This window comes from Rubrivivax sp. A210 (assembly GCF_904426505.1).
Lineage (GTDB): Bacteria > Pseudomonadota > Gammaproteobacteria > Burkholderiales > Burkholderiaceae_C > Rubrivivax.
The window spans coordinates 56,624-78,651 of sequence record NZ_CAJGBN010000003.1 but is presented as its reverse complement, the minus strand read 5'-3'; the positions used below and the strand labels follow the sequence as shown (position 1 = coordinate 78,651).

The window sequence follows — 22,028 nt, the reverse complement described above, 5'->3', positions numbered from 1 at the left end:
CCTTCATTCGTCTGGAGCAGCGGCGAGCAGGGCGCGCAGGCCGTCCTCGTCGAGCACGGTGATGCCGAGTTCGCGCGCCTTGTCCAGCTTGCTGCCGGCCTCGGCGCCGGCCACCACATAGCCGGTCTTCCTGGACACCGAGCCGGCCACCTTGCCGCCGGCGGCCTCGATCAGGGCCTGGGCCTCGTCGCGCGCCAGCGTGGGCAGCGTGCCGGTGAGCACCAGGGTCTTGCCGGCCAGCGGCTTGGGCGTGGTGTCGGCCTCGCCCGCGCTCTCGGGCCAGTGGATGCCGGCGTTCTGCAGTTGCCGCACCACCTCGACGTTATCCGGCTGATCGAAGAAGGCGCGGATGCTTTGCGCGACGATGGGGCCGACGTCGTTGACCTCCAGCAGCTTCTCCACACCGGCCGCCATCAGGGCTTCGATGCCGCCGAAGTGGCGCGCCAGATCCTTGGCCGTGGTCTCGCCGACCTGGCGTATGCCCAGGGCGTAGAGAAAGCGCGCCAGCGTCGTGCGCTTGCTCTTGGCCAGCGCCGCAACGAGATTGGCCGCGCTCTTCTCGGCCATGCGCTCGAGCCCGGCGAGCTGCTCGATGCCCAGCGCATACAGATCCGGCAGGGTGCGGATGACGCCGGCGTCGACCAACTGCTCGACCAGCTTGTCGCCCAGGCCCTCGATGTCCATCGCGCGGCGGCCGGCAAAGTGCAGCAGGGCCTGCTTGCGCTGGGCGCCGCAGACCAGGCCGCCGCTGCAGCGGTGGTCGATGCCGCCCTTCTCGCGCAGCACGCGGCTGGCGCAGACCGGGCACTGGCGCGGCATGCGGAAGTTGGGCACATAGGGCTGGCGCGGGCTGCTGCCATCGGCCATACCCACGCCAACGCGGCCGACGATCTCGGGGATCACGTCGCCGGCCCGCCGCACGATCACCGTGTCGCCCACGCGCACGCCCTTGCGGCGCAGCTCGAAGACGTTGTGCAGCGTGGCATTGCTGACCGTGGTGCCGCCGACGAACACCGGCTCCAGCCGCGCCACCGGCGTGAGCTTGCCGGTGCGGCCGACCTGGATCTCGATGCCGGCCAGCCGCGTCATCTGCTCCTGCGCCGGGTACTTGTGCGCCACCGCCCAGCGCGGCTCACGCGTGACGAAGCCCAGGCGCTGCTGCAGCGCAATGGCGTCGACCTTGTAGACCACGCCGTCGATGTCGAAGGGCAGCTCGTCGCGCTTGGCCCCCATCGCGCGGTGGAAGTCCACCAGCCCGGCCGCACCTTCGGCCACGGCGCGGTCGGTACACACCGGCAGGCCGAAGGCGGCCAGTGCATCGAGCGTGGCGCTGTGCGTGGCCGGCTGGTCCCAGCCTTGCACCTCGCCCAGGCCATAGGCAAAGAAGCTCAAGGGCCGCTGCGCCGTGATGGCCGAATCGAGCTGGCGCACGGCGCCGGCGGCCGTGTTGCGCGGATTGACATAGGTCTTGCGGCCCTGGGCGCGCTGGGCCTCGTTGAGGCGTTCGAAGTCGTCGCGCCGCATATAGACCTCGCCGCGCACCTCCAGCACCGCCGGCGGCGCATCCGCAAACAGGCGCAGCGGAATCTGGCCGATGGTGCGGATGTTCTGCGTCACGTCCTCGCCGGTCTCGCCATCGCCGCGCGTCGCCGCCTGCACCAGGGTGCCGTACACGTAGCGCAGGTTGATGGCCAGGCCGTCGAACTTCAGCTCGGCCGCATAGGCCAGCGGCGGCGCGTCGTCGGGCAGCGCCAGTTCGCGGCGCACGCGGGCGTCGAAGGCCTCGGCGCCGGCGGCCGTGGTGTCGGTCTCGGTGCGTATGCTCAGCATCGCCACCGCATGGCGCACGGGCGTGAAGCCCTCGAGCACGCGCCCGCCCACGCGCTGCGTGGGCGAGTCGGGCGTCAGCAGTTCCGGGTGTGCCGCTTCAAGTGCCTGCAGTTCGGCGAACAGGCGGTCGTACTCGGCGTCGGGCACTTCCGGCGCGTCGAGCACGTAGTAGCGGTGGGCGTGATGGTGCAGCCGCTCGCGCAGCGCGCGGGCCCGGGTGTCGTGATCGTCATCGGCCATGGCCGGCATTGTCTTTCAGGCCATCGCGGCGAGGCCATCGCCCTGGCCCTCGGCCCCTGCGCCAGCGCGGCCAGCGCGCCCCGTGCCGCGTGCTTGGCACCGGCCCCGGCATCACCCCCTAGTAAGCCGGCATTGCGGGCCTTGGCGGCCGTGGTAGCTTCGCCTTACCCTGGAGTGTCGCCATGCCATTGCGCACAGTACCCGAACGATTTCTCGTCGCCTTCACCTTTTCCGGCGCCGACCGCGCGCTGATCGAACCGCTGGCCACCGCACTCGAACAACGGCTGGGCGAAGGCACGGTCTTCTATGACCGCTGGTTCGAGCATTTCATCGCCGGCCAGGACGGCGACCTGCGGCTGCAGAAGGTCTATGGCGAACTCAGCGAGATGGTGGTCATCGGCGTCTCGGGCAGCTATGGCGCCAAGGCCTGGCCGCTGGCCGAGTACGACGCGGTGCGTGCGCGGGCCATGAAGCTGCGTGCCAGCGGCGAGGCCTGCGACGCCTACCGCATCCTGCCGCTGCGCGTGGGCGACGGCGAGGTCGAAGGCATGTACGGCAACAACATCAACCTCGACATCCGCAATCGCCCGCTGGCCGAGACGGTGGACCTGGTGCTCAACCGCCTGCGCCTGGCCTGCCCGGCCAAGGCCGCGCCCGCCGCCACCGCCACCACCGCGCCGGCCGCAGCGCGCCACGTCTTCCTGGCCGAGTGCACGCCCGATCTCGACGACGACACGCGGCCGGTGAACCGGCGCGCCGTGAAGACCTTGCTGGAAGAAATCGGCTGGACCGTGCTGCAGCCCCAGGAAGACGAGCAGGCCGACTACGAGACCGCGCTCAGGCGCGACCTGGCGCGCAGCGAGGCCTATGTCCAATTGCTGGGCCCCTACCCCTGGAAGCGCGGCAACTTCGACCGCCTGCAGTTCGAAGGCGCCCTGGCCGCCGGCCTGCCGCGCTTCGTCTTCCGCAGCGACCAGATCGACCTGTCCCAGGTGCAGCCCGACGCCCACCGCGAATGGCTCAAGCGGCCCGACCTCATCGTCTCGGCCTTCGACGACTTTCTCGTCTCGCTGAAGAAGCAGCTGGGCCCGCCCAAGGCCGCCGCCGTCGACCGCGGCGGCGACGAGGACGAGACGCCGCCCATGGTGCGCGTGGACATACGCTCGGCCAACCGCGACGCGCTGTGGGAGCGCGTGTTCCAGTGGATCTACCTTGAACAAGGCATGGTCTCGGACCTGCTGGCGCCGGACGAGAGCTTCGCCTCCAAGCAGGTCAGCGACCCCTGCCAGGGCTTTCTCATCGTCTGCGATGCGCAGGCGATGGAAGAAGGCCCGCAGTCGCCGCGCGAGGCCATGGTGCAGTGCCGGCAGATCCAGATCGGCGTGAAAGACGCGACGCGGCGCCCGCCGGTGGCCCTGGTCTACTGGCCGCCCCCCGAGCCGAGCTGGGCCCGCCTGCTCAAGACCATGCCCCCCAAGCTGCACCGCGCCCAGGCCGGCAACGGTGAAAAGGTGCCGCCCGAGGTGACCCAGTTCTTCGACGACGTGCGGCGGGCCGCCGGATGACGGCCGCCGCCGGCGGCGTGTTGCCCTACATCGGGCTGCGGCCCTTCGACGAGGCCGATCAGCGCCTGTTCTTCGGGCGCGAAGAGCAGATCAGCACGGTGCTGACGCTGCTCGAGGACGACGCCTTCCTGGCCGTCGTCGGCTCCAGCGGCTCGGGCAAGTCGTCGCTGGTGCGTGCCGGCCTGGTGCCGCTGGTGCGCGAGGGCTTTCTGCTCGGCTGCGCGCGCTGGCAGGTGGCCATCGCCAAGCCCGGCAACCACCCCTTCGAGGCGCTGGCCGAGGCCTTGGCCGAAGGCGCGGTGACGCCATCCAACCTGCCTCCGGGCGCGCTGAAGGAGGGCCTGCTGACCGTGCTGCGCACCGAGGGCCAGGCGCTGCAGCAGGCCCACCGTCTGTGCGGCCACGGCAGCGACGACGGCCTGCTGGTGGTGGTCGACCAGTTCGAGGAACTGTTCGCCTACCGCCGCGGCGCGGCGCCGGCGCCAGGCGCGGTGCAGCGCGACGAAGGTGCGGCCTTCGTGCGCATGCTGCTGCGCGGCGCCGCCGACCGCCTGCGCCCGCTGCGCGTGATCATCACCATGCGCTCCGACTTCATCGGCGACTGCGAGGCCTTCCTGGGGCTGCCCGAGAAGATCAGCCGCAGCCAGTTCCTGGTGCCCCGGCTCGACCGCGCCCAGATGGAACGCGTCATCCTCGGGCCGGCCCAACTCGATGGCGACGGCCTGAGCCCCTTCGGCTTCGAGGACGGCCTGGTCAACGGCGTCATCAACGACGCCGGCGACCGCCCCGACCAGCTGCCGCTGCTGCAGCACGCGTTGATGCAGACCTGGAAGACGGCGCAGCGCCGCCATGGCGGCGGCGTCGGCCTGCGGCTCGAGCTGGACGATTACCACACGGCCGGTGGCGTGCTGGGCGCGCTGTCCAACCACGCCGATGCCGCGTTGGCAGAACTGGATGGCGACCCGCCCAGGCAGGCGCTGGTGCGGCGGCTCTTCCTGCTGCTGGCCGAGGTTTCAGCGCAGGGCCAGTTGACGCGCCGGCGCCCGCTGCTGGGCGAGGTCGAGCAGGCCACGGGCGCCACGCGGGCCGAGCTGCGCGCCATCGCCCATGTGTTCCAGAAGGACGACCGCAACTTCCTGCTGCCGGCGGCCGAAGCCCTGGACAGCGACGCGGTGACCCTGGACATCAGCCACGAGAGCCTGTTGCGGCGCTGGCACCGGTTCCAGCGCTGGCTCGACGAGGAAGAGCGCGACGCGACCGAGCTGCGCGACTGGCTGCGGCGGGCGCGGCAACGCGGCGGGGCAGGCAGCGATGGCGGCGATGGCGCCGACCTCGGCGAAAACGGCGAAAACGGCGAAGGCGGCGAATCCACCAACAACAGCCTCAGCGATGCCGACAACGCGCTGGCCACGGCCTGGCGCAAGCGCATCGCGGAGCGCGGCCACCCCGAATGCTGGGCGCTGCGCTACACCGGCGCGGGCTCCTGGGCCGAGGTCGACGCCTACATCAGCGCCAGCCGCAGCCAGATTGCCGCCGCCAAGCTTGAACGGCGGCGCGTCAAGACCGAGAGGGAGGAATTGCGGCGCCAGGCCCTGGCCGAGCGCGACAAGCGCCTTGCCGATGCGGTGAAGACCGAGCGCGTCATCCGCCGCCAGCGCCACATCGCCGTTCTGGGCGCGCTGGTGGCCCTTGTCTTCGGCTTCGTCGCCCTGGCGTTCTGGAGCCGCGCCGACGACAGCCTGGACCTGGCCCGCGCGCAGACGCGGTTGGCGCAGTCGCTGGCCAGCGAGGCCCAGGCCAACGAACTGGCCACCACGGCCGAGAGCCTGCGCCGCGAGCACCCCGACCTGAGCGCGCTGCTGGCGCTGGAGGCCCGGCGCCTGCACCCCGAATCGGCGCTGGCCCGGGCCGTGCTGCGCGCCGTGGTGGCGGTCGAGCGCCCCCGCCTGCTGCTGCGCGGGCACCAGAGCCAGGTCACCGCGGTCCAGTTCTCGGCCGATGGCAAGCAGCTGCTGAGCGCCAGCGTCGACGGCACGGCAAGGCTGTGGGACGTCGCCAGCGGCCGGCCGCTGGCGGTACTGGCGGGTCACCTGGGGCCGATCAACAGCGCCCGCTTCGCCGCCGACGGCCAGACCGTGGTGACGGTCAGCGACGACTTCTCCGCCATGCTGTGGAACGCGGCCACCGGCGCCGCCATCCAGACCCTTGGCGAGCACGACCTGGCGATGGTGAAGAGCGCCGATCTTTCGGCCGACGGCAAGACGGTGCTGACGCTCGATGAGCGCGGCACCGTGCGCCTGTGGAACGGCCTCACGGCCCGGCAGCTCGGCGAGATCGGCGACGACAGCAGCCCGCAGGACCAGGCCCACCTCGCACCCGATGGACGCTGGATGCTGGCGATGGCGCAGGACGGCAGCGTGCGGACCTGGGACGTGGCCAGCGGCAAGCCGCTGCGCCTGCTGGGCGGCAAGGGGCTCAGGTCGGCCGCGGTCGCGCTGTCTGCCGATGGCCGCTGGGTGCTCACCGGCGGCCAGGAAGACGGTGTCGTGCGGCTCTGGGACGCCGCCAGCGGCCGCCAGCGGCTGGCGCTCCAGGGGCACGAGGGCGAGGTCTCCACGGTCCAGTTCTCGGGCAATGGCCAGCAGGCCCTGAGTGCCGGCGCCGACGGCAAGGCCGTGGTCTGGAACCTGGCCACCGGGCGCTCGCTGCAGGTTTTCGATGACCACGACGGCGTGGTGCGCAGCGCCTCGCTGTCCGCCAACGGCCGCGCCGTGCTCACGCGTGACGACAGCGGCACGGTGCGACTCTGGGACGTGGCCAGCGCTCGCCTGCACCACATCGCCGGCGGTCACGAGAACGCCGTGGCCGAAGCCCGCCTGTCGCCCGACGGCAGCCTCATGGCCACCGTGATCAGCGACAAGTCGCTGGGGCTGTGGGATGCGGCCTCGTCGAGCACGCACCCGGTGCTGCAAGGGCACACGGGCCCGGTCACCACGGCGCAGTTTGCCGCCGACGGCCGCACCCTGCTCACCGAAAGCTATGACCGCACCGCCCGGCTGTGGGATGCCGCCACCGGCCAGCCGCTGCGGGTGCTGGGCGAAGGCCAGCCGCCGGTCTACCGCGCCCGCCTGTCGCCCGACGGCAAGAGCGTGCTCACCACCGGCGGCGGCGACACCGCGACGCTGTGGGATGCCGCCAGCGGCGCCGAGCTGCGGGTGCTGCGCGGGCACCAGGCCCGCGTCACCAACCTGCAGTTCACGCGCGACAGCCAGTTCGTGCTGACCCTGGGCGACGACAAGACCGCACGGGTCTGGAACGTCGCCACCGGCGCCGCGGTGCTGACCCTGGGCAGCGCCGCGTCGCCGCTGGATTTCGCCCGCTTCACGCGCGACGGCAAGGCCCTGGTCACGCTCGGCGGCCCCAGGGACGGCGGCCGGGCGCTGCGCCTGTGGGACATCGCCAGCAACCAGGAGCGCGCCGCGCTGACGGGCATCGAAGGCGAGATCAGGAGCCTGCGCCTGTCGCCGGACGGCTCGACCGTGGCCTACGGCAGCACCGACCACAAGGCCCGGCTCTGGCACCTGGCCAGCAAGCGCGTGACCACCCTCGGTGGCCACGAAGGCAGCGTGCTTGCCGTGCGCTTCTCCAACGACGGCCGCAAGATCCTGAGCACCAGCGCCGACAGCACGGCCCGCCTCTGGGAAGCCGCCAGCGGCCGCGAGCTCAAGGCCTTGCGCGGGCACCACGGCCCGGTGCTGAGCGGCGAATTCTCCGACGACGGCCAGACCGTCCTGAGCGTCGGCGAGGACCGCACGGCACGCTTGTGGGACGTGGGCAGCGGCATCGAACTGGCCGTGCTGAGCGGCCACCGCGGCCGCGTGATGAGCGCCCAGTTCGGACCCGACGGCGCCACCGTGGTGACCACCGGCTACGACGGCACGGCCAGGCTGTGGCCCTGCAAGGTCTGCCGGGCGCGCCCTGAGCTTGCCCAGGAGGCCGCGCGCTGGGTCGGGCGCGAACTGAGCGACGCCGAGCGCGCCCAGTACGGCCTCGTGCCCACGGCGGCACCGGCCACAGGCGCCAGCCGCCCCGCCCAAGCCGCCAGCGCCGCCAGCGCGCGCACGTCGCCATGAAGTGCCCACCCGTCGGCCTTAGGCTTGCGCCCTGGCGGCAGGCCCGCCCCTTTGCCGAGGACCATCCATGACCCCCCGCCCCTCCAGGCCCCTGGCGCTGGCCGCCTTTTCAGCCCTGCTGCTGGGCAGCCTGCTGGCTGGGGGCGAAGCCGTGGCCCAGGCGCAGCCGCTGCCGCATTCCCAGGCACCGACGCAGGCCCCGGTGCAGCGAGGCACGGCCTGCCTGACCCGCTTCGGCCTCTGCCCCACCCCGTCCGCGCCCTTGCAATCGGCTTGCCGCTGCCAGGGCAACCCGGGCCGCGTGACCTACCCGCCGCCCGAATGGGGCAGCCAGTGCCGCATCAACCACACGACGAAATGCAAGGTCGACGCCTGGCCCGTGGGTTCGCCCTGCACCTGCGCCAGCCGCAAGGGCCGCATCGTGCCCTGAGTTGCGCGGGCTGACGGCCGCAGAGGCCCTGGCACGGTCCCTGCAGTCTGGCACCGGCATCAACGCCGGTCACGCCATGACGCCCACCCCGCCCAGCCCAGCTTCCACGGCATCCCCGGCCGCCCACGCCTTCCCGACGGTGGCCGGCCTGCTGGCCGCCCTGCGGGCCGGCGACGACCCGCTGCCCGGCCTGCAGGCCCTGCGCAGGCGCGCGCAGGACGAAAGCCCGGCCGGCGTGTGGATACACCTCTGCCCCGACACCGCCTGGGCGCGCCAGATCGAGACCCTGCAGGCGCGCCTGGCCGAGGCCGGCGACCGCGCCGCTCTGTTGCGCCGTTATCCGCTGCTGGGCCTGCCCTTCGCCGTCAAGGACAACATCGACATCGCCGGCGAGCCCACCACCGCGGCCTGCCCGGCCTTCAGCCATGTCGCGGCCGAAAGCGCCAGCGTGGTGCGCCGCCTGCTCGATGCCGGGGCGCTGTGGCTGGGCAAGACCAACCTCGACCAGTTCGCCACCGGCCTGGTGGGCACGCGCTCGCCCTATGGCCGGCCGGCCAGCGTGGCCGACGCCACGCGGGTCAGCGGCGGCTCGAGCTCGGGCTCGGCGGTGGCCGTGGCCTGCGGCCTGGTGGCCTTTGCGCTGGGCACCGACACGGCCGGCTCGGGCCGCGTGCCGGCCGGCTTCAACGGCCTGGTCGGGCTCAAGCCGACGCCGGGACGGGTCAGCACCGCCGGCGTGCTGCCGGCCTGCCGCACGCTGGACTGCGTCTCGGTATTTGCCCATGGCGCAGACGACGCGGCCCATGTGCTGGCGGTGATCGAAGGGCCCGACGCGGCCGACGCCTACAGCCATTTCGCGCCCGGCCGCGCCCGCCTGCCCGAGCGGCTGCGCATTGCCGTGCCGCGGGCACCGCGCCTGGACACCGGCAGCGGCTATGCCGAGGCCTGGCCGCATGCACTGGGCCGCGCGGCGGATCTGGGCCACAAGCTGGTGGAGATCGACTTCGCGCCGCTGCAGGAAGTGGTCGCCCTGCTTTATGAGGGGCCGTGGGTGGCCGAGCGCCACGCCGCCATCCGCAGCCTCTTCGAGCAGCAGCCCGAGGCCATGGATGCCACGGTGCGCGGCGTCATCGCACGCGCCCTGGGCCACAGCGCCACCGCCCTCTTCACGGCGCAATACAAGCTGCGCGCGATGCAGGCGGCGCTGCGGGCGCTGTGGGAACAGGCCGATGTGCTGATGGTGCCCACCGCGCCCGGCCATCCGACTTTCGACGCCGTCGACGCCGACCCGGTGGGCGCCAACGCGGTGCTGGGCACCTACACCAACTTCGTCAACCTGCTCGGCTGGTGCGCCCTGGCCCTGCCGGCCGGAAGCACACGCACCGGCCTGCCCTTCGGCGTGACCTTCATCGCCCCCGGCGGCGCCGATGCCGCGCTGGCCGACTGGGGTCGACGCTGGGAGGGCGCGGACCAGCGCCCGGCCTGGCTGCGCACGCCGGCCACCGAGGCCATGCTGCCGCTGGCCGTGGTGGGCGCCCATCTCTCAGGCCTGCCGCTCAACGGCCAGCTGCGCGAGCGCGGCGCCACCCTGTTGCAGGCCACCACCACCGCGCCGGCCTACCGCCTGTATGCCCTGCCGGGCACCACGCCACCCAAGCCCGGCCTGCTGCGCGTGGCCGAGGGCGGCAGCGCCATCGCGGTCGAGGTCTGGGCCGTGCCGCAGGCGGCCATGGGCTCCTTCCTGGCCCTGGTGCCGGCGCCGCTGGGCCTGGGCAGCCTGGAGCTGGCCGATGGCCGTTCGGTGCATGGCTTCCTGTGCGAGCCCCATGCGTTGGCCGGCGCGCGTGACATCACCGCCCATGGCGGCTGGCGCGCCTATCTGGCCACGCTGGCCGCACCCAAGACGAACTGAAGCCACGGAGCCCGCGATGGACGGTCTGGACGATGACGATGGCGCCCGCCACAGGGCCAGGATGCAGGCCGCCTGCGTCGACGCCCAGGCCGCCCTGCTGGGCCTGCCGCTGGCACCCGAGCACCGGCCTGGCGTGCTGCACTACTTCGGCATCGCCGCGGCGATGGCGGCGCTGGTGATGGAGCACCCGCTCGAGCCCGGGGACGAACCGGCAGCGCTCTTTGTTCCCGTCAGCCCGGAGCAGCGATGAGCCGCGCCGCCGCCCTGCTGCAAGGCCCGGCCCACGAGCTGTCGGCGGCGCTGCGCCGGCGCGAGCTGCGCGTGGCCGCGGTGGCCGAAGCTGCCATCGCGCGCATCCAGGCCACCGACGGCCGCGTCAACGCCTTCACCCAGGTGACGGCCACGCGCGCCATGGCCGAGGCCGCGGCGCTGGATGCGCGGCTGGACGCCGGCGACACGCTGGCGCAGGCCCTGCCGCTGCTGGGCGTGCCCTATGCGGCCAAGAACCTGTTCGACATCGAGGGCCTCACCACGCTGGCGGGCTCGAAGATCGAACGCGACCACCCCGCCGCGCGGCACGACGCCGTGCTGGTGCAACGCCTGCGCCGGGCCGGTGCGCTGCTGCTCGGCGCGCTGAACATGGACGAGTACGCCTATGGCTTCAGCACCGAGAACAGCCACTACGGCGCCACCCGCAATCCGCATGACCTGGCACGCAGCGCCGGGGGCTCGTCGGGCGGCTCGGCCGCCGCGGTGGCCGCGGGCCAGGTGCCGCTGAGCCTGGGCAGCGACACCAATGGCAGCATCCGCGTGCCTTCATCGCTGTGCGGCGTGTTCGGCCTCAAGCCCACCTTCGGCCGCCTGCCGCGCAGCGGCAGCTACCCCTTCGTCGCCAACCTCGACCACCTGGGCCCTTTCGCCCGCTGCGTGACCGACCTGGCCCTGGCCTATGACGCGATGCAGGGCGGCGACGCCGCCGATCCGGCCTGCGTGTACCGGCCCGTCGAGCCCACAGCGGACCGCCTCGGCGTCATCGATGGCCTGCGCATCGGCGTGCTGGGCGGCTGGTTCCGCGAGATGGCCCAGGCCGAGGCGCGCAGCGCCGTCAACACGGTGGCCCGCGCACTGGGCAGCACGCGCATCGTCGAATGGCCGGCGGTGGCCAGCGCCCGCGCCGCGGCCTTTTTGATCACCCAGGCCGAAAGCTCGGCCCTGCACCTGCACAACCTGAAAGCCCGGCCGCAGGATTTCGAGCCGCTGTCGCGCGACCGCTTCCTCGCCGGCGCCCTGCTGCCCGCGGCCTGGGTGGCGCAGGCCCAGCGCGTGCGGCGCTGGTTTGCACGCGCGGTGGCAGCTTCCTTCGCCGATGTCGACGTGCTGATCGCGCCGGCCACGCCCTGCGCCGCCCAGCCCCTGGGCACGGAATGGCTGGAGATCGCCGGCCAGCGCCTGCCGGCCCGCCCCAGCATGGGGCTGCTGAGCCAGCCCATCTCTTGCATCGGCCTGCCGGTGGTGACGGTGCCGGTGTGGGGCGCCCACGAAACCCTGCCGGTGGGCGTGCAGCTGATCGCCGCGCCCTGGCGCGAAGACCGGGCGCTGGCCGTGGCCGCGGCGCTGGAAGCCGCCGGCGTGGTGGCCGCGCCAGTGGCTTCATTGGGCTGAAGCGGGGCTGAAGCATGGACATCAACCTGCCCGACATACATGCCGAACTGAGCGCCGTCTTCGCGCGCTATGAAGACGCGCTGGTACACAACAAGGTCGAGGAGCTCGACGCGCTTTTCTGGGCCAGCGAATTCACCGTGCGCTTTGGCGTGGGCGAGAACCTGCGCGGCATAGCGGCCATCCGCGCCTTCCGCGCCGCCCGCCCCGCCACGGGCCTGGCGCGCACGCTGGAGCACACCGTCATCACCACCTTCGGGCGCGACTTCGGCACCGCGATGACCGAGTTCCGGCGCGAGGGCCAGGCACGCAGCGGGCGCCAGAGCCAGACCTGGGTGCGGCTGGATGGCGGCTGGCGGGTGGTGGCGGCGCATGTGAGCCTGATCGCGGCCTGAAACGCCGGTCGCGGGCGGCAAGGCACGCCACTTGCTGAACGAGCCTCAGCCCCCGCCACACGCACCAAAGCGGGTCGCCGCCCACGCTTCCAGCCACAACATCCAGGAGCCGAGATGACCCACGACACCTCACGCCGCCGCGCCCTTGCCCAGCTTTCGGCCGCCACGCTGGCCGGCATGTCACCCTGGGCCTGGGCCCAGAAGGCACTCACCGTGGGCGTCATCTATGTCGGCCCCAGGGACGACTTCGGCTACAACCAGGCCCACGCCGAGGCCGCCGCCGAACTGAAGAAGATGGCCGGCATCAAGGTGGTCGAAGAAGAGAACGTGCCCGAGACCCAGGCGGTGCAGAAGACCATGCAGGGCATGGTGGCGCAGGACGGCGCGGCCCTGCTCTTCCCCACCAGCTTCGGCTATTTCGACCCGCACATGCTGGCCGTGGCGGCCAAGGCCAAGGACGTGCGCTTCAGCCACTGCGGCGCCATGTGGATCAAGGGCAAACACCCCGACAACACCGGCAGCTTCTTCGGCTACATCGACGAGGCGCAGTACCTCAATGGCGTCGTCGCCGGCCATGCCAGCAAGAGCAAGAAGCTGGCCTTCGTGGCCGCCAAGCCCATTCCGCAGGTGCTGCGCAACATCAACGCCTACACCCTGGGTGCGCGCTCGGTGGACCCGAAAATCACCACCAGCGTCATCTTCACCGGCGACTGGAGCATGGCGGTGAAGGAGGCCGAGGCCACCAACAGCCTGGCCGACCAGGGCTGCGATGTCTTCACCATGCACGTCGACGGCCCCAAGGTGGTGGTCGAGACCGCGGCCAAACGCGGCAAGATGGTGTGCGGCTACCACGCCAGCCAGGCCAAGCTGGCACCCCAGGCCTACCTCACCGGCGCCGAGTGGAACTGGCTGACCGTCTACAAGCTGATCATCGACGCGGCGCGCACCGGCAAGCCCCACCCCAACTTCGTGCGTGGTGGCTTGAAGGACGGCTTCGTCAAGGCCAGCGCCTACGGCCCGCAAGTGCCCGAGGCGGCACGCAAGGCGGCCGATGCGGTGAAGGCCAAGATGATGGCCGGCGGCTTCGACATCTTTGCCGGCGAACTGAAGGACAACACGGGCAAGGTTGTCATCCCCAAGGGCACGCTGCTCAAGCAGACCGACCCGGTGCTGGAAGGCATGAACTACCTCGTCGAAGGCGTCATCGGCAAGCTCTGACGGCACACGGAGCCGGCCATGACCCGCGCCCCTTGGCACGATGTCGCCGAAGGCTTTCTGCTGCCGCTGCTGGCCCTGGCCGGCGCGCTGCTGATGTTCGGCCTGTGGGTCTGGTTCGGCGGCCATGACCCGCTGCAGGTCTGGACCCTGCTGTTCAAGGGCGCCTTCGGCGATGCCTTCTCGTGGCAGAACACGCTGCAGCGCGCGGCGCCGCTGATGCTGACGGCGCTGTGCGTGGCCATTCCGGCGCGCGCCGGGCTCACCGTCATCGGCGGCGAGGGCGCGCTGGTGCTGGGCGGTCTGGCCTGCGCCGGCCTGCCCTATGTGTTCAAGCTGCCGGCGGGCGCCCCGGGCACAGCCCTGCTGCTGCTGGCGGCGGCGGCAGCTGGCGCCGCCTGGATCGCGCTGGCCGGCGCGCTGCGGCAGTTTCGCGGCGTCAATGAAACCATCAGCAGCCTGCTGCTGGGCTATATCGCCATCGCCCTGTTCAAGCACTTCGTCGAAGGGCCCATGCGCGACCCGGCGAGCCTGAACAAGCCTTCGACCCTGCCGCTGGACGAGAGCCTGCTCATCGGCACCATGTTTGGCTACGACGTCCACTGGGGCCTGGCCTTCGGCGTGGTGCTGTGCGTGATGGCCGCGCTGTGGCTGGGCGGATCGACCCACGGCTTTGCCACCCGCGTGGTGGGTGGCAATGCACGCGCGGCACGCCTGGTGGGCCTGCCGGCGCACCGGCTCATCGTCACCGCCTGCGCCCTGGGCGGCGCGGCGGCTGGCCTGGCCGGCGGCATCGAGGTCGCGGCAGTCCACAACGCCGCCAATGCCAGCCTCATTGCCGGCCTGGGCTATGCCGGCATCCTGGTCAGCTTCGTCGCCCGCCACCACCCGCTGGCGGTAATCCCGGTGGCCATCCTCTTCGGCGGCTTCGGCGCCGCCGGCAGCCTGCTGCAGCGGCGCATGGGCCTGCCCGATGCCAGCGTGCAGGTGCTGCTGGGCTTTGCCTTCGTGCTCATCCTGGCCTTCGAGGCGCTGCGCGGGCGGCTGCTGCCGCTATCGGCCTGGCTGCCGCTGCGCCAGCCCCTGCCCGAGGCCAAGCCGGCATGAGCGCCGCACGGCCGCCCCGAAGGCGCTCGCTCCCCGGGGCCGCGAAGCGGACCCTTGCGGGTCCGCGGGGGAAGGCGCGCAGCGCCAAGGGGGCTATATGAGCGACAACGCCGTCTTCGACGTGCTGCTGGCCGTGCTGGGTGGCGCGGTGCGCGTTGGCACGCCTTTCCTCTTCGTCAGCCTGGGTGAATGCCTCACCGAGAAGGCCGGCCGCATCAACCTCGGCCTGGAAGGCGTGCTGGTCTTCAGCGCCATGGCCGGCTTCGGCGGCGCCTACCTCACCGGCTCGCCCTGGCTGGGCGTGCTGGCCGCCGCCGCCAGCGGCGCACTGCTGGCCCTGCTGCACGGCCTGGTGTGCTCGCTGACGCGCGTCAACGACATCGCCATGGGCATTGCGCTGATGATGCTGGGCGCGGGCCTGGCCTTCTATCTGGGCAAGCCGCTGATACAGCCGCAGGCACCGCAGATCCCGTCCATCGCGCTGGGCGGCTGGAGCGATTCGGCCAATGTGCAGGCGGCGTTGAAGATCAACGCGCTGTTCCCGCTCGGCGTGGCCCTGGCCGTGGCCCTGGGCTGGGGCTTCAGGAACACGCGCTGGGGCCTGCTGGTGCGCATGGTGGGCGATTCGGCCGACGCGGCGCGGGCCCTGGGCAACAGCGTCAGCGGCATCCGCATCGCCGCCACCACGGCCGGCGGCGCCATCGCCGGGCTGGGCGGCGCCTCGCTGAGCCTGTACTACCCCGGCAGCTGGAACGAGGGCCTCTCCAGCGGCCAGGGCCTGATCGCGGTGGCGCTGGTGATCTTCGCGCGCTGGAGCCCCGTGCGCTGCCTGGGTGCGGCCCTGCTCTTCGGCGGCGCCGGCGCCCTGGGCCCGGCGCTGCAGGGCGTGGGCGTCAGCGGCTACTACCACCTCTTCAACGCCGTGCCCTATGTGCTGACGCTGGCCATCCTGGTGGCCACCTGCTCGCCGCGGCGCAGCATCAAGGGCGCGCCGCTGGAACTGGGAGTCTCGCGATGACGGTGCCAGGTTCGGCCCCCTACCCCTGGCCCTTCGATGGCGACCTGCGCGCGGCCAACACGGCCCTGGTCGTGATCGACATGCAGACCGACTTCTGCGGCGAGGGCGGCTATGTCGACACCATGGGCTATGACCTCGCGCTGACGCGTGCGCCCATAGGCCCCATCGCGGCCCTGCTGGCGGCCTTTCGCGGTGCCGGCGCCGCCGTGATCCACACCCGCGAAGGCCACCGGCCCGACCTCTCGGACCTGCCGGCCAACAAGCGCTGGCGTTCGCAGCGCATCGGTGCGGGCATCGGCGACCCCGGCCCCTGCGGCCGCATCCTGGTACGCGGCGAACCGGGCTGGGAAATCATCCCCGAGCTGGCACCGCTGGCGGGCGAGGTGGTCATCGACAAGCCCGGCAAGGGCAGTTTCTGCGCCACCGACCTGGAGCTGATCCTGCGCACGCGCGGCATCCGCAACCTCGTGCTCACCGGCATCACCACCGATGTCTGCGTCCACACGACGATGCGCGAGGCCAATGACCGCGGCTTCGAATGCCTGCTCGTCGAAGACGCCACCGGCGCCACCGACCGCGGCAACCACGAGGCGGCGCTGAAGATGGTGCTGATGCAGGGCGGCGTGTTCGGCGCCGTGGCCGGCTCGCCAGCCGTCATCACCGCGATCGCCGCGATGAAGGGGCTCTGAGGCCATGCACGCGCTCGCCCTCGACACCTACAAGCTCACCAAGCGCTTCGGCGCCTTCACCGCGATGAACGCGGTCTCGCTGAAGGTGCGCCCCGGCACCGTGCACGCCCTGCTGGGCGAGAACGGCGCCGGCAAGTCGACGCTGGTGAAGTGCGTGGTCGGCTATTACGCGCCCGATGGCGGCGCCGTGCTCATCGACGGCCGCGAGCAGGCCATAGACTCGCCCACGGTGGCACGAGACCTCGGCATCGGCATGGTCTACCAGCACTTCACCGTCGTGCCCGGCATGACGGTGGCCGAGAACCTGCTGCTGGCGCGCGGCCGCCTGCCGGCCGTGATCAATTGGAAAGCCGTGCGTGCCGAGCTGCAGGCCTTTCTGCAGACCACGCCCTTCACGCTGGACCTGGACGCCCGGCCGCAGGATTTGTCGGCGGGCGAGAAGCAGAAGCTCGAGATCCTCAAGCAGCTCTACCTGAAGCCGCGACTGCTGATCCTGGACGAGCCCACCAGCGTGCTCACGCCGCAGGAGGCCGACGAGGTGCTGGGCCTTTTGAAGGCGCGCGCCCATGCCGGCGACTGCACGGTGCTGATGATCACGCACAAGTTCCGCGAGGTGGCCGAGCATGCCGATGACGTGAGCGTGCTGCGCCGCGGCACCCTGGTGGCCAGCCACGAGGTGGCGCACGTCTCGTCCGACGAACTGGCCGCAGCCATGGTGGGCGAAGGCCGCAGCGCCGCCGCCGCCAAGCTGGAACGCCTGGAGCGCGACGCCGGCCCGGTGCGGCTGGACGTGGTGGAGCTGCTGGTGGAAGGCGACCGTGGAGAGACTGCCGTGCATGGCCTCAACCTGCGCGTCCACGCCGGCGAGATCGTCGGCGTGGCCGGCGTCTCGGGCAACGGCCAGCGCGAGCTGATGGAGGCCCTGGTGGGCCAGCGCGCCATCGCCAGCGGCGAGGTGCGCGTCTCGGCCGAGCGCTTCCATGCCACCCGCGCGCAGAACCGGCGCCTGAAGGTGCGCAGCCTGCCCGAGGAGCCGCTGCGCAATGCCTGTGTCGGCGAGCTGAGCGTGGGCCACAACATGGGCCTGCGCGTCTTCGATGCGCCACCTGCCGCCGCGGGCGGCTGGCTGCGCGGCGGCGTGCTGCGCAACAAGGCGCGGGCGCTGATCCGCGAATACGGCGTCAAGACCCAGGGCGAAGGGGCGCCGATTCGGTCGCTGTCGGGCGGCAACGTGCAGCGCGCCGTGCTGGCGCGCGAACTGGCCGAGGAGGCCGACCTGCTGCTCGTCAGCAACCCCGTTTTCGGCCTCGACTTCGCCGCCGTGGCCGAGATCCACGGCCGCCTGGTGGCGGCGCGCAACCGCGGCACCGCGGTGCTGCTGGTCAGCGAAGACCTCGACGAGCTGTTGCAGTTGTCGGACCGCATCGTCGTGATGAGCGAGGGCCGCATCGTCTTCGAATGCGCCGCCGCCGGCGCCGACCGCCGCACGCTGGGCGCTCACATGGGGGGCCATGCCGCCACGCCGGCACCTGCAACCGCCCCTGAACTGGCCGCAGCATGATGATCTCCGTCCCCGCCAAGCCCTTCGATTACCGCCTCGCGCCGGCACGCACGGCACTGGTGGTCATCGACATGCAGCGCGACTTCGTCGAGCCCGGTGGCTTCGGCGCCAGCCTGGGCAATGACGTGAGCCGGCTGCACGGCGCCATCGCCCCCATTGCGGCGCTGCTGGCCGCCTGGCGTGCGCGTGGCTGGCCGGTGCTGCACACGCGCGAATGCCACCGCAGCGATCTGTCGGACTGCCCGCCGTCCAAGCGCGAGCGCGGCGAACCCAGCCTGCGCATCGGCGACCCCGGGCCCATGGGCCGGCTGCTGGTGGCCGGCGAGGCGGGCGCCGACATCATTCCCGCGCTGGCGCCGTCGATGAGCGAATGGGTCATCGACAAGCCCGGCAAGGGCATGTTCTGGGCCACCGGCCTGCACGAGCGCCTGCTGGGCGCCGGCATCAGCCACCTCGTCTTCACCGGCGTCACCACCGAGGTCTGCGTGCAGACCAGCATGCGCGAGGCCAACGACCGCGGCTACGAGTGCCTCATCATCGAGGACGCCACCGCAAGCTACTTCCCCGAATTCAAGCGCGTCGCGCTGGCCATGCTCACGGCCCAGGGCGGCATCGTCGGCTGCAGCGCGACATCGGACGCGCTGCTCGCCGCATTGCCGGCCAAAGGCTAGGCCTTCCCCCCGCGCACCAGCCAGCGCTGCAGCATGGCCTCGATGTCTTCCAGCGAGTAGGGCTTGTTGACGAGGTCGTCGAAGCCGGCGTCCAGGAAGTCCTGCTTGCTGCCGGTGAGGCCGAAGGCCGTGAGGGCGACGATGGGCACGCGGGCGCGCTCGTCGCCCAGGGCCCGTATCGCATGCGTGGCCTCGAAGCCGTCCATCTCGGCCATGCGGCAGTCCATCAGGATCAGGTCCAGCACTTCACTGCGCGCCAGGTCCAGGGCGATGCGGCCGTTCTCGGCCGCAAACACGCGCAGGCCGCGCCGCTCGAGCATGCGCGACATCACTTCGCGCGTGTTGCGGTGGTCTTCGGCCAGCAGCACCGCCTTGCCCGCCGGCAGGGCCAGGGTGGCAGCGGGCGCGACCACGGGAGCGGCCTCGGCGGCGGGCGCCAGGTCGACCGCAAACCAGAAGGTCGAGCCCTCGCCAGGGCGGCTGTCGAAGCCCATCTCGCCGCCCATGCGCTGGACGAGCTGGCGCGCGATACCCAGGCCCAGGCCCATGCCCTCGCGGCCCTGCACGCCCTGGGCATCAACCTGGAAGAAGGGCTGGAAGATCTTCTGCGCCGCCTCGGGCGGGATGCCGATGCCGCTGTCCTGCACTTCGAAGCGCAGCCCGACCCGCTGCAATGGCGAGGGCGAGGTCGGCCGTTCGACCACCGAGACCCGCACGTCGATGCGGCCGTGGTCGGTGTACTTGATGGCGTTGTCGAGCAGGTTCAGCAGCACCTGTCCCAGGCGCACCGGGTCGCCGCTGACGCGCGCCGGCACATCGGGCGCCAGCGCGCAGGCCACCGTCACGCCCTTGGCGGTGGCGCGCACGCCATGCAGCTCGACCATTTGCGTGACGAGGGCGCGCGGGTCGAAGGCCACGGCCTGCAGCTCGATCTGGCCCGCCTCGATGCGCGAGAAGCTGAGCAGGTCATTGAGCATCACCAGCAGGCGGCGTGCGCTGCCGCGCGCCATGTCGGCCAGCTCGCGCTGTTCGCCATTGGCGGCCATCTCGTGCATCAGGTCCAGGCTCACCAGCACGCCGTTCATGGGCGTGCGCAGCTCGTGGCTGACATTGGCCAGAAAGTCCGACTTGGCCCGGTTGGCCTGCTCGGCCGCCTCGCGCGAGACGTGCAGGCTCTCTATCGCCTCGGTGAGTTGGCGCCGCTGCAGATCGAGCTCCACCAGCATCTGGTTGAAGCTGCGTTGCAGCTGGCCGATCTCGTCGCTTTGCGTCACCTGGGCGCGCGGCGTCAGGTCGCCTGCAGCCACCGTGCGCGTGAGTGCGGCCAGCCCGGTCAGCGGCTTCACCACGCGCCGGCGCACGTAGACGAAGGCGGCCGCGCAGGCCGCCGTACACAGCACCACGCCGATCAGGAAGATCACATGGGCACGGTGGCTGTGGGCATAGAGCGTGGCGATGTTCTCGCTGACCTCGCCGTCATGGTGCTGGCGGATCTCGCGCCACAGCGAATCGGCCTCGGCCTCATGCTCGTAGATGCGGCCCAGCGCCGCCGGTCCGAGCGGCGCGCTCCCGGCGCCGGCCGCGGCGGCGGCCACCGAGGCCAGGGTCTCCTGCGAGGAGCGCAGCACCGTCTGCTGGCGCCGCAGGTAGATGGCGTGGTCGCTGTCACCTTCGCCCAGCGGCTCGGAATGGCGAATCTTGCGCAACAGGAGAACCGCCGCCTCGGCACGCCTCAGCGCCTCTGCCGCCTCGTCGCGGTACTGGGCTTCGCCGGTGAGCGCAAAGCTCGCCAGCTCGCCCGAGGCGCGCGCCAGGCCGGCATTGAGCTCACCGTCGAGGATGGCACGCTGGTAGTCGCGCATCACATAGGCCGAGGCCTCGTTCCAGGCGTCAAGCTCGCCGGTGACCAGCACGTAAAGGCCGCCCAGCAGCAGCAGGGCGGCGAGCGAGGCGGCGAGGACTTTGCGGCCGAGTGTGATCATCGAGAAGGGGTGTAAGCCGCTGGACGCCGGTCAGGAAACGGCGGCGAGCTTAATGCAAGCCCCGGGGCGGCGCCTGAGGACCTAGAGCCTGAAGACGCGCACCACCTCGTCGAGCTGTTCGGCCTGCTCCTGCAGCGCCCGCGTGGCGGCCGTGGCGTCGTCGGCAAGGGTGGCGTTCTTCTGCGTCACGCCGTCCAGTTGCACCATCGCGGCATTGACCTGCTCGATGCCGCCGATCTGGGCCGCGCTGGCGGCATTGATCTCGCCCATGATGGCGTTGACCTGGCCGACGCCGCCCACGATCTCGGTCATCGTGCTGCCGGCACGGTGCGCCAGGCCGGTGGCGCTGCCCACCTGGCCCAGCGTGTCGCCGATCAGGGCCTTGATCTCGCCGGCAGCGGCAGCCGAGCGCTGGGCCAGCGAACGCACCTCGGCGGCCACGACGGCAAAGCCGCGGCCGTGCTCTCCGGCGCGCGAGGCCTCGACGGCGGCATTCAGCGCCAGGATGTTGGTCTGGAAGGCGATGCCGTCGATGACGCCGGTGATGTCGCCCACGCGCGCCGAGGAGACGCTGATCGAGTCCATCGTCGTCACCACCTGGGCCACCAGCTGGCCCCCCTGGGCTGCCACCGCCGATGCGGCCACCGCCTGCTTCTCGGCGCGTGCGGCGCTGTCGGCGTTCTGGCGCGCGGCCTCGGTCAGGCGGGCCATGGCCTGGGCGGTGTCGCGCAAGGCGTCGGCCTGCGCCACGGTGCGCTCGGACAGCTCGACATTGCCCTCGGCGATGCGGCCCGAAGCCTCGGCCACCTGCTGCGTGCCACCGCGCACGCGGCCCACCACCGCGACCAGGCTGTCGCGCATGTCCTTGAGCGCCTGCTGCAGCTGGCCGATCTCGTTGCCCGAGGTCACCGCGATCTCGCGCGTCAGGTCGCCCTGGGCGATGGCGCGCGCCGTCTGCACCGCTTCTTCCAGCGGTGTCGTGACGGTCTTGCGGATGAAGGGGTAGATCAGCGCCAGCACCGGCACGCAGGTGATCAAGGCGATCAGCATCGACTGCAGACGCTGGCGTGATGTGGCCGCATTCGAGGCCGCCAGCGACATCTTCATGCTCACCACGCCCAGCACGGTGTTCTCGGGCACCTGGTGGCACAGCACGCAGTCCTTGCCCAGGTAGGACTTGAGCGCCAGCGCCGGACGCACCGCACGCAGCACCTCGCCGCCAGCATCGGTCTCCACCCGCACCACGGCCTGGCCGCTGGCCAGCACCTGGGCCTCGAGTGCGTCGGGCAGGGCGATGGCATTGGCGGCGCCGGCACCATAGAGCTTGCGCACCGCTTCGCCGCGCAGCACGCGCACATCACGGATGCTGTTGAGCTGCTTGATCTGGTCGAGGAAGACGGCGCGCTGCGCCATGGTGCCGGTAACCATCATCCCGGTAAGCCCGGCCATGGTGGCGTCGTGCATGCTGAGCGAGAAATCGGCCGCCTGCGCGATGGCGGCCTCGCGGTTGGCGCGGTCCTGCCAGGCGATGGCGCCGGTCCACACCAGGGCCAGGGCGGCCGCGACGGTGAGCAGCAGCCTTACCCAGATGCGTTGATTGCCTGGCTGCATGGCGCCGCCC

16 protein-coding genes are annotated in these 22,028 nt (G+C 71.7%); 13 read left to right on the top strand and 3 right to left on the bottom strand.

From position 1 onward, the window contains the following. Positions 1-3 precede the first annotated feature (3 nt). Positions 4-2,070, bottom strand: a complete 2,067-nt coding sequence (gene ligA, locus JMV16_RS04785; RefSeq protein WP_201493043.1) for an NAD-dependent DNA ligase LigA — start codon at positions 2,068-2,070, stop codon at positions 4-6. Between the two features lie 182 nt (positions 2,071-2,252). Between ligA and JMV16_RS04780 the strand changes: the two genes are divergently transcribed. The 13 genes from JMV16_RS04780 to JMV16_RS04720 all read left to right on the top strand — a co-directional run bounded on the left by JMV16_RS04780 (position 2,253) and on the right by JMV16_RS04720 (position 18,425). Then, positions 2,253-3,635: a toll/interleukin-1 receptor domain-containing protein gene (locus JMV16_RS04780; protein WP_201493042.1), complete on the top strand. Its 1,383-nt coding sequence runs from the start codon at positions 2,253-2,255 to the stop codon at positions 3,633-3,635. Further along, complete coding sequence (locus JMV16_RS04775; protein WP_201493041.1) at positions 3,632-7,768, top strand: WD40 repeat domain-containing protein; 4,137 nt, start codon at positions 3,632-3,634, stop codon at positions 7,766-7,768. The genes JMV16_RS04780 and JMV16_RS04775 overlap by 4 nt, the downstream gene beginning before the upstream one ends. Positions 7,769-7,835: 67 nt before the next feature. Continuing rightward, the gene (locus tag JMV16_RS04770; protein ID WP_201493040.1) at positions 7,836-8,198 is read left to right on the top strand and encodes a hypothetical protein; all 363 of its coding nucleotides are present in this window, start codon (positions 7,836-7,838) and stop codon (positions 8,196-8,198) included. A gap of 76 nt (positions 8,199-8,274) precedes the next feature. After that, positions 8,275-10,110, top strand: a complete 1,836-nt coding sequence (gene atzF, locus JMV16_RS04765) for an allophanate hydrolase (protein WP_201493039.1) — start codon at positions 8,275-8,277, stop codon at positions 10,108-10,110. A 16-nt stretch (positions 10,111-10,126) separates the two neighbouring features. Further along, the gene (locus JMV16_RS04760) at positions 10,127-10,360 is read left to right on the top strand and encodes a DUF4089 domain-containing protein (protein ID WP_201493038.1); all 234 of its coding nucleotides are present in this window, start codon (positions 10,127-10,129) and stop codon (positions 10,358-10,360) included. Further along, positions 10,357-11,772 carry an AtzE family amidohydrolase gene (locus JMV16_RS04755; RefSeq protein WP_201493037.1) on the top strand — a complete coding sequence of 472 codons (1,416 nt, stop codon included), beginning with the start codon at positions 10,357-10,359 and terminating at the stop codon, positions 11,770-11,772. Before JMV16_RS04760 ends, JMV16_RS04755 begins: the two co-directional genes overlap by 4 nt. A gap of 14 nt (positions 11,773-11,786) precedes the next feature. Then, positions 11,787-12,164, top strand: a complete 378-nt coding sequence (hpxZ, locus tag JMV16_RS04750) for an oxalurate catabolism protein HpxZ (protein ID WP_201493036.1) — start codon at positions 11,787-11,789, stop codon at positions 12,162-12,164. Positions 12,165-12,278: 114 nt separating this feature from the next. Continuing rightward, complete coding sequence (locus JMV16_RS04745) at positions 12,279-13,382, top strand: BMP family ABC transporter substrate-binding protein (protein ID WP_201493035.1); 1,104 nt, start codon at positions 12,279-12,281, stop codon at positions 13,380-13,382. 18 nt (positions 13,383-13,400) lie between these two features. After that, positions 13,401-14,486: an ABC transporter permease gene (locus tag JMV16_RS04740; RefSeq protein ID WP_201493034.1), complete on the top strand. Its 1,086-nt coding sequence runs from the start codon at positions 13,401-13,403 to the stop codon at positions 14,484-14,486. 97 nt (positions 14,487-14,583) lie between these two features. Continuing rightward, positions 14,584-15,504, top strand: a complete 921-nt coding sequence (locus tag JMV16_RS04735) for an ABC transporter permease (protein WP_201493033.1) — start codon at positions 14,584-14,586, stop codon at positions 15,502-15,504. Continuing rightward, positions 15,501-16,193, top strand: coding sequence for a cysteine hydrolase family protein (locus tag JMV16_RS04730; RefSeq protein ID WP_201493032.1), 693 nt, complete (start codon positions 15,501-15,503; stop codon positions 16,191-16,193). Before JMV16_RS04735 ends, JMV16_RS04730 begins: the two co-directional genes overlap by 4 nt. 4 nt (positions 16,194-16,197) lie before the next feature. After that, positions 16,198-17,754 (top strand): ABC transporter ATP-binding protein, encoded by a 1,557-nt coding sequence (locus JMV16_RS04725; protein ID WP_201493031.1) that lies wholly within the window; start codon positions 16,198-16,200, stop codon positions 17,752-17,754. Next, positions 17,751-18,425, top strand: a complete 675-nt coding sequence (locus tag JMV16_RS04720) for a cysteine hydrolase family protein (RefSeq protein WP_201493030.1) — start codon at positions 17,751-17,753, stop codon at positions 18,423-18,425. Before JMV16_RS04725 ends, JMV16_RS04720 begins: the two co-directional genes overlap by 4 nt. Here JMV16_RS04720 and JMV16_RS04715 read toward each other — a convergent pair. Further along, positions 18,422-20,407 carry an ATP-binding protein gene (locus JMV16_RS04715; protein ID WP_201493029.1) on the bottom strand — a complete coding sequence of 662 codons (1,986 nt, stop codon included), beginning with the start codon at positions 20,405-20,407 and terminating at the stop codon, positions 18,422-18,424. The genes JMV16_RS04720 and JMV16_RS04715 overlap by 4 nt on opposite strands. Positions 20,408-20,488: 81 nt before the next feature. Continuing rightward, positions 20,489-22,018 carry a methyl-accepting chemotaxis protein gene (locus tag JMV16_RS04710; RefSeq protein WP_201493028.1) on the bottom strand — a complete coding sequence of 510 codons (1,530 nt, stop codon included), beginning with the start codon at positions 22,016-22,018 and terminating at the stop codon, positions 20,489-20,491. Positions 22,019-22,028 lie beyond the last annotated feature (10 nt).

Bases quoted from the DNA above. Each gene is read 5' to 3' on its own strand.
- JMV16_RS04770 (WP_201493040.1), top strand. From the start codon at position 7,836: ATGACCCCCCGCCCCTCCAGGCCCCTGGCGCTGGCCGCCTTTTCAGCC.
- JMV16_RS04775 (WP_201493041.1), top strand. From the start codon at position 3,632: ATGACGGCCGCCGCCGGCGGCGTGTTGCCCTACATCGGGCTGCGGCCC.
- atzF (WP_201493039.1), top strand. From the start codon at position 8,275: ATGACGCCCACCCCGCCCAGCCCAGCTTCCACGGCATCCCCGGCCGCC.
- hpxZ (WP_201493036.1), top strand. From the start codon at position 11,787: ATGGACATCAACCTGCCCGACATACATGCCGAACTGAGCGCCGTCTTC.
- JMV16_RS04730 (WP_201493032.1), top strand. From the start codon at position 15,501: ATGACGGTGCCAGGTTCGGCCCCCTACCCCTGGCCCTTCGATGGCGAC.
- JMV16_RS04745 (WP_201493035.1), top strand. From the start codon at position 12,279: ATGACCCACGACACCTCACGCCGCCGCGCCCTTGCCCAGCTTTCGGCC.
- JMV16_RS04725 (WP_201493031.1), top strand. From the start codon at position 16,198: ATGCACGCGCTCGCCCTCGACACCTACAAGCTCACCAAGCGCTTCGGC.
- JMV16_RS04710 (WP_201493028.1), bottom strand. From the start codon at position 22,018: ATGCAGCCAGGCAATCAACGCATCTGGGTAAGGCTGCTGCTCACCGTC.
- JMV16_RS04760 (WP_201493038.1), top strand. From the start codon at position 10,127: ATGGACGGTCTGGACGATGACGATGGCGCCCGCCACAGGGCCAGGATG.
- JMV16_RS04715 (WP_201493029.1), bottom strand. From the start codon at position 20,407: ATGATCACACTCGGCCGCAAAGTCCTCGCCGCCTCGCTCGCCGCCCTG.
- JMV16_RS04740 (WP_201493034.1), top strand. From the start codon at position 13,401: ATGACCCGCGCCCCTTGGCACGATGTCGCCGAAGGCTTTCTGCTGCCG.
- JMV16_RS04780 (WP_201493042.1), top strand. From the start codon at position 2,253: ATGCCATTGCGCACAGTACCCGAACGATTTCTCGTCGCCTTCACCTTT.
- JMV16_RS04720 (WP_201493030.1), top strand. From the start codon at position 17,751: ATGATGATCTCCGTCCCCGCCAAGCCCTTCGATTACCGCCTCGCGCCG.
- JMV16_RS04735 (WP_201493033.1), top strand. From the start codon at position 14,584: ATGAGCGACAACGCCGTCTTCGACGTGCTGCTGGCCGTGCTGGGTGGC.
- ligA (WP_201493043.1), bottom strand. From the start codon at position 2,070: ATGGCCGATGACGATCACGACACCCGGGCCCGCGCGCTGCGCGAGCGG.
- JMV16_RS04755 (WP_201493037.1), top strand. From the start codon at position 10,357: ATGAGCCGCGCCGCCGCCCTGCTGCAAGGCCCGGCCCACGAGCTGTCG.